This window comes from Flavobacterium sp. (assembly GCF_027484705.1).
Classification (GTDB): Bacteria; Bacteroidota; Bacteroidia; order Flavobacteriales; family Flavobacteriaceae; genus Flavobacterium.
Genome location: NZ_JAIXSL010000007.1, coordinates 408,938 through 423,041 on the forward strand (window position 1 = coordinate 408,938; position 14,104 = coordinate 423,041).

Annotated in this window: 13 protein-coding genes and 1 tRNA gene; 4 read left to right on the forward strand and 10 right to left on the reverse strand. The window is 41.9% G+C overall.

Features of this window, described 5'->3' with window-relative positions; genetic code table 11:
- Positions 1-94: 94 nt before the first annotated feature.
- Complete coding sequence (locus Q0058_RS03880; RefSeq protein ID WP_298221419.1) at positions 95-4,018, forward strand: reprolysin-like metallopeptidase; 3,924 nt, start codon at positions 95-97, stop codon at positions 4,016-4,018.
- Positions 4,019-4,217: 199 nt separating this feature from the next.
- Here Q0058_RS03880 and accC read toward each other — a convergent pair whose 3' ends face one another.
- The 6 genes from accC to pdxA form a co-directional block, all read right to left on the reverse strand.
- Positions 4,218-5,564: an acetyl-CoA carboxylase biotin carboxylase subunit gene (gene accC, locus Q0058_RS03885; protein WP_298221420.1), complete on the reverse strand. Its 1,347-nt coding sequence runs from the start codon at positions 5,562-5,564 to the stop codon at positions 4,218-4,220.
- 92 nt (positions 5,565-5,656) lie between these two features.
- Complete coding sequence (accB, locus tag Q0058_RS03890; RefSeq protein WP_298221421.1) at positions 5,657-6,139, reverse strand: acetyl-CoA carboxylase biotin carboxyl carrier protein; 483 nt, start codon at positions 6,137-6,139, stop codon at positions 5,657-5,659.
- A 24-nt stretch (positions 6,140-6,163) separates the two neighbouring features.
- Positions 6,164-7,162, reverse strand: a complete 999-nt coding sequence (locus tag Q0058_RS03895; protein WP_298221422.1) for a beta-ketoacyl-ACP synthase III — start codon at positions 7,160-7,162, stop codon at positions 6,164-6,166.
- A gap of 163 nt (positions 7,163-7,325) precedes the next feature.
- Entirely contained in the window at positions 7,326-7,523 is a 198-nt protein-coding gene (gene rpmF / locus Q0058_RS03900; RefSeq protein WP_298221423.1) for a 50S ribosomal protein L32, read from the reverse strand.
- A 9-nt stretch (positions 7,524-7,532) separates the two neighbouring features.
- Positions 7,533-8,075, reverse strand: coding sequence for a DUF177 domain-containing protein (locus Q0058_RS03905; protein WP_298221424.1), 543 nt, complete (start codon positions 8,073-8,075; stop codon positions 7,533-7,535).
- A gap of 81 nt (positions 8,076-8,156) precedes the next feature.
- Positions 8,157-9,218, reverse strand: coding sequence for a 4-hydroxythreonine-4-phosphate dehydrogenase PdxA (gene pdxA, locus Q0058_RS03910; protein ID WP_298221425.1), 1,062 nt, complete (start codon positions 9,216-9,218; stop codon positions 8,157-8,159).
- 58 nt (positions 9,219-9,276) lie between these two features.
- On the opposite strand from pdxA, the gene Q0058_RS03915 reads away from it, so the two are divergent.
- Entirely contained in the window at positions 9,277-9,867 is a 591-nt protein-coding gene (locus Q0058_RS03915) for a riboflavin synthase (protein ID WP_298221426.1), read from the forward strand.
- 31 nt (positions 9,868-9,898) lie between these two features.
- Here the strand turns inward: Q0058_RS03915 and Q0058_RS03920 are convergent, their stop codons facing one another.
- From Q0058_RS03920 to mce, 3 genes are all read right to left on the reverse strand, one after another.
- Positions 9,899-10,105 (reverse strand): PID-CTERM protein-sorting domain-containing protein, encoded by a 207-nt coding sequence (locus tag Q0058_RS03920; RefSeq protein WP_298221427.1) that lies wholly within the window; start codon positions 10,103-10,105, stop codon positions 9,899-9,901.
- A 192-nt stretch (positions 10,106-10,297) separates the two neighbouring features.
- Positions 10,298-10,371, reverse strand: a tRNA-Ile gene (locus tag Q0058_RS03925).
- 133 nt (positions 10,372-10,504) lie between these two features.
- Entirely contained in the window at positions 10,505-10,906 is a 402-nt protein-coding gene (gene mce / locus Q0058_RS03930; RefSeq protein WP_298221428.1) for a methylmalonyl-CoA epimerase, read from the reverse strand.
- A gap of 216 nt (positions 10,907-11,122) precedes the next feature.
- On the opposite strand from mce, the gene rbfA reads away from it, so the two are divergent.
- Both rbfA and Q0058_RS03940 read left to right on the forward strand, forming a co-directional pair.
- On the forward strand, positions 11,123-11,515 hold the full coding sequence (rbfA, locus tag Q0058_RS03935; protein ID WP_298221429.1) for a 30S ribosome-binding factor RbfA: 393 nt from the start codon (positions 11,123-11,125) through the stop codon (positions 11,513-11,515).
- A gap of 1 nt (position 11,516) precedes the next feature.
- Positions 11,517-12,722 (forward strand): FtsX-like permease family protein, encoded by a 1,206-nt coding sequence (locus Q0058_RS03940; protein ID WP_298221430.1) that lies wholly within the window; start codon positions 11,517-11,519, stop codon positions 12,720-12,722.
- 225 nt (positions 12,723-12,947) lie between these two features.
- On the opposite strand, the gene dusB is transcribed toward Q0058_RS03940, so the two are convergent.
- Positions 12,948-13,940 (reverse strand): tRNA dihydrouridine synthase DusB, encoded by a 993-nt coding sequence (gene dusB / locus Q0058_RS03945; RefSeq protein ID WP_298221431.1) that lies wholly within the window; start codon positions 13,938-13,940, stop codon positions 12,948-12,950.
- Positions 13,941-14,104 lie beyond the last annotated feature (164 nt).

The window sequence follows — 14,104 nt, forward strand, 5'->3', positions numbered from 1 at the left end:
TATTGTCATAAATGTTAATAAAGTCTTGATTCGGTCGATAAATGATTAAAAAATAATTCTACATTTGAAGCCGAATTTAACCAAAACTCGAATTATGAAAAACAGATTACTCTCGATTGCTTTTATTGCGATCACCAGTTTTTCCTTTGCCCAATCAGGAAAAGCGGTTTGGAAAGCTGCTGCAAAAAACCCAAATGCAGTAACTTTTGCAAATAAACAAAGTATTGTGAGTCCGCGATTGTTTTCGCTGGATGTCAACCAATTGAAACAGAGCCTCAACAGCGCTCCGAGAAGATTCGCTTCGAATGCACAGTCGAACACCATCGTTTCTTTTCCGAATGCACAAGGCGTATTAGAAAACTTCCGCGTAAAAGAATCCTCAAACATGGATCCAGCTTTGGCGGCAAGATACTCAGACATTAAATCCTATATAGGACAAGGTGTTGAAAATCCAGCTTCAACCATTTACTTCAGTTTGTCGCCACTTGGATTACAAACTATGGTGGTTAAAGCAGATCAGTCTGCTGAATTCATCGAGCCTTACACCACAGATTTGAGCACTTATACAGTTTACAGAAAATCTGACAAAGCAGCTTCGTTGACTCCTTTCGAGTGTAGGGTTGCAGAAACTGCGAATGCACAAATCCGCAACACTGATATTGCAGCGCGTCCGAATGCCGATGATGCTATCTTAAGAACTTTCCGTTTGGCGATGTCAGTAACGGGTGAGTATACCGTATATTTTGGCGGAACAAAAGCGCTGGCTTTGGCAGCTATCAACAATACGATGACGCGTGTGAATGGTGTTTTTGAAAAAGATTTCGGTGCCAGAATGGTATTGATTGCTAATACTGACGCTGTAATTTATACGAGCGCCTCTACAGATCCTTATTCTGCTGCAGCCACAGGATCAGGCGGTGCATGGAACGCAGAATTGCAAAATACATTGACTTCTGTTATCGGTGAAGCCAACTACGACATCGGACACTTATTTGGTGCTTCCGGTGGTGGTGGAAATGCTGGTTGTATTGGTTGTATCTGTACTAATGGTTCTAAAGGAAGCGGATTTACTTCGCCTGGAGATGCAATCCCTTCTGGAGATAATTTCGACATCGATTATGTAGCGCATGAGATGGGCCACCAGTTTGGCGCGAACCATACTTTTACACACAGCAACGAAGGAACGGGTGTTCAGATGGAACCTGGAAGTGGTTCTACGATTATGGGTTATGCTGGTATTACATCGCTTGATGTGCAGCCACATTCTGATCCTTATTTCCATGCGGTAAGTATTCAGCAAGTCACTAACAATATCAAAACAAAAACCTGTTCTGTAAACACGGCCACAGGAAATGCCATTCCAACTGCCGGTGCAGGTTTGGATTATACGATTCCTAAAAGTACGCCTTTCATGTTGACCGGAACATCCACTGATGCCAATGGTGACGCCTTAACTTACGACTGGGAACAAATGGATTCCCAAACCAATGCTACGGCACCAAGTGCTACTAAAACCAGTGGTGTGAATTTCAGATCTTACAATCCGACGACTTCTCCTGTGCGATATTTTCCTAAAATGTCTTCTGTTTTAACAGGCGCTACAACCACTGCGGGAACAGAACTTACGGTTGAAGCATTGCCTTCAGTAGCCAGAACTTTAAACTTCAGAATGACCGTTCGTGACAACAGAGCCGGAGGTTCCGCAAACAACAGCGACGACATGATCGTAACGGTGAATGCTACGGCCGGACCGTTTGCTGTAAGTTCGCCAAACACAGCGGTTTCTTATCCTGGTGGCAGTTCACAAACTGTGACTTGGGCTGTAGCCGGAACCACTGCAAATGGTGTTAACTGCGCCAATGTTGATATCCTATTATCTACAAATGGCGGAACCACTTGGACCACTTTATTGGCTGCTACTCCAAACGATGGAACAGAAGCGGTAACCATTCCAAATACTCCAGGAACTACCAATAGAATTATGGTAAAAGGAACGAATCATATTTTCTTTGACGTTTCGAACACAAACTTTACGATTACTTCGGGAACAACAGATACTGTAGCTCCGACTGCACCTACTTTGGCTGCTTCAGGTACTACACAAACCAATACGGTGTTATCTTGGTCTGGCGCTACCGACAACGTAGCGGTTACCGGATATGACATTTATAAAGACGGCGTTTTATTGAATACTGTAGCTTCTTCGCCTTATACTGTAAGCGGATTAGTAGCTTCAACTACTTATGTGTTTACTGTGAAAGCTAAAGATGCAGCAGGAAATGCTTCAGTGGCTAGCAATGGAGTAAGTGTAACAACTTCAGCTCCTGTGGTAGATACAACGGCTCCAACGGCTGCGACTTTATCAGCTTCAGGAACAACTTCTAGCACTACAAACTTATCTTGGTCTGGCGCTACTGATAACATTGGTGTTACAGCTTATGATGTATATCAAAATGGTGCATTTAAAGCGACTGTAGCTGCTACAACTTACGCAGTAACCGGATTATCGGCTTCTACAACTTATACTTTCTATGTGATTGCTAAAGATGCGGCAGGAAATGCTTCTCCGGCAAGCAACACCGTTAGCGTGACTACTTTGGTGGCTTCGTTAGCTTATTGTACTTCACAAGGAAACAGCACGGCTGATGAAAAAATCGGAAAAGTGGTTTTTGGAACCATTAGCAATACCTCAACAGGAGCAACGGGTTATGAAAACTTTACAGCACTTTCTTCAAATGCATCAAGAGGAGCTGCCTATACCATTACTATAACACCGGCTTGGACAACTACTACTTATGCTGAAGGTTATGCGGTATTCATTGATTACAACCAAAATGGCGTATTCACTGATGCGGGCGAAACCGTTTGGACCAAAGCGGCTGCTACTACAACACCTGTAAGCGGAACCTTTACGATTCCTGCAACTGCTACGTTAGGTGCTGCAAGAATGAGAGTTTCTATGAAATATAACGGAATTCCAACTTCTTGCGAGGCGTTCTCTTTCGGACAAGTGGAAGATTATACTGTTAACATTCAAGTGGGCGTTGTTGATACGACAGCTCCAACAGCTGCAACTCTTGCTGCTTCCGGAACGACTTCAACTACGACTAACTTATCATGGTCTGGTGCTACTGACAATGTTGGTGTGACCGCTTATGATGTTTATCAAAATGGTGTGTTCAAAGCTACTGTGGCTACAACAACTTACGCAGTAACCGGATTATCGGCTGCTACAGCGTATACTTTCTATGTGATTGCTAAAGACGCGGCAGGAAATGCTTCGCCGGCTAGTAATACTGCAAATGTAACGACTACAACCGCTACATTGACATACTGTACTTCTCAAGGCAATAACACCGCTGATGAAAGAATTGGAAAAGTGGTTTTAGGATCGATCAGTAATACTTCTACAGGAACAACTGGTTACGAAAACTTTACGGCGCTTTCAACCAATGCGGTAAGAAGTACAGCGTATACCATTACGATTACACCAGCTTGGACAAGCACGGTTTACGCTGAAGGTTATGCGGTATTTATTGACTACAATAAAAATGGTGTATTCACTGATGCTGGCGAAACCGTTTGGACCAAAACAGCTTCAACAACTACACCTGTGAGCGGAACTTTTACCATTCCTGCTACTGCTACATTAGGAGCAACAAGAATGAGAGTTTCTATGAAATATAATGGTGTACCAACTTCTTGCGAGGCATTCTCTTACGGACAAGTGGAAGATTACACGATCAATATTACTTCTACAGCCAGAGAAATCGAAGACAACGTGAACGCATCAACTTTATCGTTCAACGTTTATCCTAACCCTGTGAATGGTGATATGTTGTATATTTCTTCTGTTGAAAATGCCACATACAAAGTATTCAACGTACTAGGTCAGGAAATCTCAAGAGGTAAAATAGAAAACGAAGCGATTCCGGTATCGAACATCCAAGCCGGAACTTATTTGCTTGAAGTAACCAGCAATGGCCAATCAGCAGTAAAACGTTTCATCAAAAAATAAAAGTAAAAAACCCAATTTTTTAAGGCCACTCTTTATGGGTGGCTTTTTTTATGTCCGAAATCTAAGGAAAGAGAATGTATCTGTTAGAAATTCTAATCAAAATGACGGTACTCCTGTTCATTAGAATCATTTCAAAACGAAACCATGTAAACAAAAAAAGCCTCACATATCGCGAGGCTTTTCTATTGATTATTGATGCTTATTCAAGATCGTGCATTTTAAACGTTTCCATGAATTTTGTAGTGTAATTTCCGGCCACATAATCCGGCTCATCCATCAACTGGCGGTGGAATGGGATTGTGGTTTTTACGCCTTCGATATAAAATTCGTCCAAAGCGCGTTTCATTTTATTGATCGCTTCTTCTCTGGTTTGCGCGGTTGTAATCAACTTGGCAATCATCGAATCATAGTTTGGTGGAATAGTATACCCAGCATAAACGTGCGTATCTAAACGCACACCATGACCTCCCGGCGCGTGTAAAACCGTAATTTTTCCCGGCGAAGGTCTGAAATCATTGTATGGATCTTCGGCATTGATACGACATTCAATCGAGTGCAATTGCGGAAGGTAATTTTTTCCTGAAATCGGAATTCCGGCAGCTACCAAAATCTGTTCACGGATCAAATCGTAATCGATGACTTGTTCCGTAATCGGGTGCTCTACCTGAATACGCGTATTCATTTCCATGAAATAGAAATTCCTGTGTTTGTCTACAAGAAACTCTACAGTTCCGGCGCCTTCATATTGGATAAATTCTGCGGCTTTTACCGCTGCTTCCCCCATTCTTGAACGCAAATCATCGGTCATGAATGGCGAAGGAGTTTCTTCCGTGAGTTTTTGATGGCGGCGTTGTACCGAGCAATCTCTTTCTGAAAGGTGACAAGCTTTTCCGTAAGCATCCCCAACCACCTGAATTTCTATATGGCGTGGCTCTTCGATAAGTTTTTCTAGATACATTCCGTCGTTCCCAAAAGCGGCTGCAGATTCCTGACGGGCACCTTCCCAGGCTTTGAGCAAATCTTCTTCTTTCCAGACGGCGCGCATTCCTTTTCCACCACCACCCGCTGTTGCTTTAAGCATGACAGGATAGCCCATTTCTTTGGATAATGCTTTGGCCTGTTCGAAAGATTCCAACAAACCATCAGAACCGGGAACGCAAGGAACACCGGCGGCTTTCATGGTCGCTTTTGCTGAAGATTTATCGCCCATTTTGTCAATCATTTCTGGAGAAGCGCCAATAAATTTGATTCCGTGCTCCTGGCAGATTTTCGAAAATTTGGCATTTTCAGAAAGAAAACCATACCCTGGGTGAATCGCATCAGCATTAGTGATTTCAGCTGCTGCAATAATGTTGGACATTTTAAGGTAAGAAAGATTGCTTGGCGGCGGACCGATACAAACCGCTTCGTCTGCAAACTTCACATGGAGGCTTTCAGCATCAGCAGTAGAATAAACCGCTACGGTTTTAATTCCCATTTCCCTGCAGGTACGGATCACACGAAGTGCAATTTCGCCCCGGTTAGCAATTAATATTTTTTTAAACATCTTATGAAATTTTAAATTATAAATTATAAATTTTAAATTATTTGAACAATGACACTTTCATTCATCATTCAAAATTCATCCTTTAAAATAACTTATGATGGGTCTACTAAGAATAAGGGTTGGTCGAATTCTACCGGAGACATATCATCCACTAGGATTTTTACGATTTTTCCGGAAATTTCCGATTCGATTTCGTTGAATAACTTCATCGCTTCAATCACGCAAAGCACATCACCTTTAGCGATAGATGCTCCAACCTCAACAAAAACAGGTTTGTCCGGCGAAGGTTTTCTATAGAATGTTCCAATGATGGGTGATTTTATAGTAATATATTTTGAAGTTTCATCTGCTACTGGAGCCGCAGCTATTGGAGTTGCCGGGGTTGCTTGTGGAGCGGATGCTGCTTGTGGTAATGCTTGCTGGATTGGCGCTTGCTGCACGTAAGTGATGTCCGGAGTATTACCTTCAAGTGTCGTTCTGATGGTAATCTTGATGTCTCCTGTTTCTAATTTTACTTCAGCAACTCCTGAATTTGATACAAATTTGATTAGGTTTTGAATTTCTTTTAAATCCATAATGATTTGTTTTTAGTTTTAGTTTTATTGTTTGTTGTAAGCCCATTTCAAATAAATCGACCCCCAAGTGAATCCGCCGCCGAAAGCTGCGAAAATAAGGTTGTCGCCTTTTTTTAATTTGTGCTCGAAATCATTCAGCAACAACGGTAAAGTGGCTGAAGTGGTATTTCCGTATTTTTCGATATTGACCAGTACTTTTTCTTCGTCAAGTTCCATTCTGCTGGCTGTGGCGTCGATGATTCTTTTGTTTGCCTGATGGGCCACGAGCCAATCTACGTTATCCTTGGTCAAATTATTTCTTTGCATGATTTTCTCACTAACATCAGCCATACCGGTTACGGCATATTTGAAAACCGTTTTTCCATCCTGGAAAACATAGTGTTGTCTGTTTTCCACTGTTTCTTTGGATGCAGGAAGTATCGATCCGCCTGCGTCAATTTTTAAGTATTCACGACCGATTCCGTCGCTTCTCAGATATTCATCCTGAAAACCTAAACCTTCATGATTCGGCTCGAACAATACCGCGCCAGCCCCGTCACCAAAAATGATGCAGGTTGCTCTGTCGGTATAATCAATGATTGATGACATTTTATCGGCGCCGATCAAAAGTACTTTCTTATAGCGACCGGATTGGATATAAGCCGAAGCCGAAGACATTCCGTATAAAAACCCCGAACAGGCGGCCTGGATATCAAAAGCAAAAGCATTGACGGCTCCGATTTGCGTAGCGACAAAAACAGAAGTCGCCGCCACAGGCATGTCGGGTGTAGTCGTCGCAACAAGCACTAAATCAATATCTGCAGGATTTATACCGCTTTTTTTGATCAAATCTTCAGCGGCTTTGATACACATATAGGAAGTTCCCAAACGGTCTCCTTTAAGTATTCTTCTTTCTTTGATTCCCGTACGGGTGGTGATCCATTCGTCATTCGTATCTACGAGGGTTTCAAGTATTTTATTGGAAAGTACGAAGTCGGGAACATAGGCTCCAACAGCAGTAATAGCGGCCGTAATTGTATTCATAAGTTTCGATTAATTTTTATTAAATGAAGTAATTTAATAAAGGGTGGAATTTACAAAAAATTATAAAACAAATTTGTTTTGCAAGGGCTTATTTGGTTAAAGATATAAACAACAAAAAACTCCCACATCGGTGAGAGTTCAGCTGTTATTTATCAAAGATTGATTACGCAAGCGCAACTGGTGACTTATCGACCACCACTTGTCCTCTGTAGTACATTTTTCCTTCGTGCCAGTAAGCTCTGTGGTATAAATGCGCTTCTCCTGTTACCGGGCAAGTAGCGATTTGAGCAACCGTAGCTTTATAATGTGTTCTTCTTTTATCTCTTCTTGTTTTGGAGACTTTTCTCTTAGGATGTGCCATTTTACTATATTATTTATCCGTTAATAGTTTCTTTAATTTGTCCCATCGTGGGTCTGTTTCTTCTTCTTCTTTTATGCTTTGCTTTTGACTTTGAACCGTTAATTCTTTCAGTTTGTCAAGAGCGGGTGTCTGTAATGTTCCGTCTTTGATGCCGGGATGTGTCTTTTTGAGTGGAACCGACAACACAATCATTTCATAAATGTATTGTTTGATGTCCAATTGGTGTTCGCCATGTGGTAAAACCAACAACTCTTCGTTGTCATTGTTGAACTGTTCCCCGAATTGCACTACGACTTTGATTTTTCCTTTGACGGGCAAATCAAAAAGCTCTCCGGTCAGATCACAAGGTACGTTTACAGTTCCTTTGTGCTTGAAAGCCAGCTCCATCATCGTGCTTTTCTTTTCTAAAACCACATTGACTTTGATGTCTGAATCTTCAAATTCGTCGTAATCAAAATCTTCAAAGAACGCTTTATTAATTTGATATTCAAATTGATGCTTTCCTAACTTTAATCCTATAAAAGGAATTAAAAATTCACTTAACTGCTTCATTTCAACAACAATTTGACCGAATGATTCGGGAGCGCAAAGATATAAAATTATTGTACATTCAAAACTGTTGCGCCAATTTTTTTAGCGATTATTTTTCTCGAGCTGTTTTTCCCTTATTTTCATGGGGTTTTGGGTAATCTCCTGATGCTGAATTCTCGAATGAAAGATGTCCATCGCGAGATAAACCGCTTCTTTGAACGAATTGTAATCGGCTATTCCTTTGCCTGCAATATCATAAGCCGTTCCGTGATCTGGAGAAGTTCTGATTTTATTCAAGCCGGCGGTATAATTTACGCCTTTGCCAAACGACAAGGTTTTGAATGGAATCAATCCCTGATCGTGGTAGGCCGCTATGATGGCGTCGTATTTTTCATATTGGTTGCTGCCAAAAAATCCGTCAGCCGGAAATGGACCAAAAACCATTGTGCCTTTCTGGAATAAATTTTTGATGGTCGGCAACATGATTTCGATTTCTTCTTTTCCGATCACGCCGTTGTCACCACTATGTGGATTCAATCCTAAAACGGCTATTTTGGGTTTATTGATTCCAAAATCCTGGACTAAAGAATTTCTGACTGTTTCAATTTTTTGTGTGATTAAAGCTGGCGTAAGATGTTTTGCAACTTCGTTCACCGGCACGTGATCTGTCAATAATCCAACGCGAAGATTGTCCTGAACCATCAGCATCAAAGCATGGCCTTCAAGCTGTTCGTTGAGATAATCTGTATGTCCCGGAAATTTGAATTCCTCAGATTGGATGTTGTATTTATTAATGGGCGCTGTTACTAAAACATCAATTAACCCATCTTTTAAAGCCTGAGTGGCTGCAGTAAAGGATTTGATTGCATACTTGCCTACATGCTCATCATTGACGCCGAAATTGATGTCAACGCTTTCTTTCCATACATTCAGCACATTAATTTTACCAGGAATAATTTGATCCAGATGATCAATCCCTTGCAAAGTCGAGGTCGATTCGAAAGTCTTTTTGACAAACGACAGAATTTTGACATTCGCAAAAATAACCGGCGTACAGAATTCGAGCATACGCGAATCTTCGAACGTTTTTAAAACCACTTCGCTTCCAATACCGTTCAAGTCTCCAATCGAAATCCCGACGATTATATTTTCTGCTCTTTTCATGCGCTATAGGTTATTTATTGCTAATTTTGACGTGCAAATTTAGTAAAATAAAACAAGAATGTTTACAGGAATTATAGAAACCCTCGGAACGATCCGCGAATTACAAAAAACAGGTGACAATGTTCACATCACCATTGAATCAACGATAACTCCTGAACTTAAAATCGATCAAAGTGTTGCGCACAATGGCGTTTGCCTGACCGTGGTGGCAATACAGGAAAATCAATATACTGTTACGGCCATCCGCGAAACTATTGAAAAAACCAATCTCAGCGACTGGAAAACAGGAGACCTTGTGAATCTTGAGCGCGCGATGAAACTCGGAGACCGCCTTGACGGGCACATCGTGCAAGGACACGTAGACCAGACCGGAAGCTGCAAAAACGTCGAGTCAGCCAACGGAAGCTGGTATTTTACTTTTGAATATGACCCGGAATGGAATAATCTGACCATTGAGAAAGGTTCGATTACGGTAAACGGCGTAAGTCTGACCGTAGTCAATTCGAAACGCAACGAATTCAGCGTGGCCATCATTCCTTACACTTATGAGCACACTAATTTCAAAACCTTTGTGCCGGGTTCTAAAATCAACTTAGAATTTGATGTGATTGGGAAGTATGTTTCGCGATTGCATGCCTTACAAAAGTAGTCATGCCTATAAAAATAAAAAACTCCGATTTTTACATCGGAGTTTTTTTATGAAATTTCAATTGATTGATTTTGTATATCCCGTAACCCAGCGCTGCCACTAATAATAAAACAACACCTCCGTCTATCGGAAGTCCTGGTGGCGGAACTCCTGGCGGTGGTGGCCCTTGTGGTGCCGCGTATGCAGATGCTCCGAATAGAACAAAAGCACTTAAGATTATTACTGGGACAATTTTCATAGGTCGTAAAAGTAAATAAAATTTCCTTTCGTCAAAATTTTTTTCTATTAATATTTAAAATACAACATTTCGCCCTGATTTCGTTAATTCCTTAACATTTCCATAACGCCAAATCCGAAACTTTATTCTATTTACGCAGAAATTTAGTTTTCGGTTCGAAAAAAAAAGACTTTCGTTTTGAAAGCCTTTTTGTGGTCCCACTTGGAATCGAACCAAGCACCTACTGATTATGAGTCAGTTGCTCTAACCGAATGAGCTATAGGACCGTTTGTAATTCACAGACTTTATTTGTTTTCTGTGTTCCGTGAATAAGGCTTGCAGCCTTATTTGAGGTTGCAATATTACTATTATTTTTGCTTTGCTCCAAATGTTTGTTGGATTTAAAAGCCCATCGGGAGTCTATTTTTTTTCCTGACACAGTTCAATTAAAACACCATTGGTAGATTTCGGATGCAGAAAAGCGACCAGTTTATTATCGGCACCTTGCTTAGGAATTTCATTGAGCACGATAAAACCTTCTGATTGCAAACGCTTGATTTCCGCTTCTATATCTTCAACATCGAACGCTATATGGTGAATGCCTTCACCTTTCTTTTCTATAAATTTAGCGATGGGACTATCCGAATTTGTGGCTTCTAACAATTCTATTTTGTTCGGACCGTTCATGAAAAAGGAAGTTTTTACGCCTTCGCTGACCACTTCTTCAGATTTGTACGGTGGCGCTCCGAAAAGTTTTTCAAAAATCGGATTTGAAACCGCAAGGTCTTTTACGGCGATGCCTATATGTTCTATTTTTCGCATTGGATTTGTTTTACTACAAAGTTCGCAAAGTTTTTTGCAATGACCACAAAGTTTGATATGAAATCTGTTGCCCTAGCCCTGATCGTAACGGTTATCCTTTTGCGACGGGTTTCGGCGCAAAAGATATGAGTGTAGAGCAGGAAACAGCTCCTGAAAATTCTCATAATTATCAATTATCAATTATTAATTATCAATTGCTTATCGTACTTTTGCCCCATGGAAACCAACAGACAGAAAAAAATAGGCGGCGTCATCCAGAAAGATCTGGTCGATATCCTGCAAGGTGAAGTGCGAAAAAATGGCATACAAAATCTAATTATTTCCGTATCCAAAGTGAGCGTAACTACTGATTTGTCAGTCGCTACGGTACATTTGAGTATTTTTCCTCAGGAGAAAGCAAAGGAAACGCTCGCTGCGATCAAATCGAATTCGGCTTTGATCAAGCACGACCTTTCGCAACGCGTGCGCCTGCAATTGCGCAAAGTGCCGAACCTTACTTTCTTTATAGACGACTCTTTAGACTATATCGAAAAGATTGACAATGCCTTGTCTGCCAAGGAAAATCCTATCGAAAACCGTGACTTATTAGAACGACGCAGAAAATCATAAGTTGAATTTTCCTCTTTACATAGCCAAACGATACCTCAGGAGCGCCAGTAAAAACAACGCGATCAACATCATCAACGGCATCGCTTCGGTCGGCATTATTGTCGGTGCGATGGCGCTGTTCGTCGTGCTTTCGGTGTTCAGCGGACTTAAAGATTTCAGCTTGTCGTTCAGCAATGATTTCGATCCCGATTTAAAAATGTCGGGCACTTCAGGAAAATCATTCCATATCAGTCCGGCACAAGAAGCACAGATTAAAAATATCAATGGCATTGTTGCCTCAAGCAAAATCATTGAAGAACGTGTCCTTTTTTTATTCGACGGCAAAGAACAAGTGACTTATATCAAAGGTGTTGATTCGCTTTTCAGCAAAGTTAATCCTGTTAAAAAAAATATTTACCAAGGCGAATGGCTCGAGCCCAATACGAACCAAGTCGTGTTCGGTTACGGCATTGGCCAGAAACTGTCGATGGGACTTTTTGATTTCAACCATCCGTTTGAAGTGTTCGTGCCTAAAGTCGGAAGCGGCACGATTGAAACTGCTGAAGGCGCTTTCAACAAATGCAAACTCGCTCCGGTTGGGATTTACGCGATCAGTGAAGATTTAGATTCCAAATTCGTTTTTGCCGATTTGGGTTTGACGCAGGCTTTATTGGAATATAAGCCTGATCAGATTTCCAGCGTCGAAATTAAACTGAATCCTAATACTGACGAACAGGCTGTGATCAATCAACTGCAAGCCATCTTCCACAATAAAGTAACGATCAAAACGCGCGCACAACTCAACGACAGCCTTTATAAAATGCTCAATACTGAGAACATTGCGGTCTACCTGATTTTTACTTTGGTCATTATCGTGGCGCTTTTCAACCTCGTCGGCGCTTTGATCATGATGATTTTAGACAAGAAAGGCAACCTCAAAACGCTTTTCAATCTCGGAACAGAAGTGGCCGATTTGCGCAAAATATTCCTACTGCAAGGCACTTTGCTTTCGGTTTTTGGCGGGATTATCGGGTTGGCTCTCGGAATCATTATCGTCCTGATACAACAGCGTTTCGAAGTCATTATGATTACGCCTACTTTGGCCTATCCTGTGGTTTTCTCGATCCAAAATGTTCTGATTGTACTGGCGACGATTGTGTCGTTGGGCATTTTAGCTTCCTGGATTGCTTCGAGCCGCGTGACTAAAAAATTATTGGAGGATTTTTAACAGGGCGTTGCCTGACGGCCGGGCTCTCGCACTCGCTTTTTTGCGCTGAACGCCAGCGCAAAAAGAGCTCAGACAATGGCTCAATCCCTAACGCGGTTCTGCGGAAACTTTGGCGATTTACCTTAAAATAGAAAGTTCAGATGGCAACACAGATAACACAGATCAGACGGATAAACACGGATTTAATCTGCGGAAATCGGCAAAATTAGCGTCATCCGTGTGCCTTTACAGTATTTCCATGCCGCTGTATTTTTCGAGCACATCGTCAAACGTAGAAAAAATCAGTTCGGGTTCGTCGCTCGTGACCATGCGCGTGCGGTATTCCTTGAAGTTCGGCAAGCCTTTGAAATAATTCGTGTAATGTCTTCTGGTTTCTACGATGCCGAGGTGTTTTCCTTTCCAGTCCATCGCCCATTGCAGGTGGTTTTTGGCGGCTTCGACGCGGTCTTCGATGGTGGGTTTTGGCAAGTGTTCGCCTGTGGCGGCGTAATGTTTGATTTCATTGAAAATCCATGGGTAGCCTATGGCGGCGCGTCCGATCATGATGCCGTCAACGCCGTATTTGTTTTTATATTCTAAAGCTTTTTCTACGGAATCTACATCGCCGTTTCCGAAAATTGGCATCGTAATTCTTGGGTTGTTTTTGACGCGCGCAATGTGCGACCAGTCGGCTTCTCCTTTATATAACTGAGCACGGGTTCTTCCGTGAATTGATAAGGCTTGTACGCCAATATCCTGTAACCTTTCAGCAACCTCATCAATGTTGATCATGTGCTCGTCCCAACCCAAACGGGTTTTTACAGTAACGGGCAAGTTCGTGCTTCGGATTACGGCTTCTGTGAGCCTTACCATCAAATCTACGTCTTTTAGAACTGCGGCACCGGCTCCTTTACATACGACCTTCTTTACCGGGCAACCAAAGTTGATGTCAATCAGATCAGGGTTGACCGTCGTAACAATTTTGGATGACATCGCCATCGCTTCCTCGTCGCCCCCAAAAATCTGGATGCCGACCGGGCGTTCGTAATCGAAGATGTCGAGTTTCTGGCGGCTTTTGATTGCGTCGCGGATCAGTCCTTCGGAAGAAATAAATTCGCTGAACATCAGATCGGCACCGTGCAGTTTGCAAAGGCGGCGGAAAGGTGGATCGCTGACGTCTTCCATGGGCGCGAGTAGCAGCGGAAAGTCGGGAAGTTCTATGTTGCCGATTTTGACCATTGTGGATTTTTGGGGCAAAATTACACTTTTTTTTGAGGTGGTGCGCGGTTGTGGAAAGAGGTTTTGAAAGGACTAAGGTGCTGAGGCGCTAAGGTTCTGAGCAGTCAGGAAGTAAGTATTCGTTTTCTTTTATGGAATCGTGTTTTGAGGCTGACGAAGTTTGA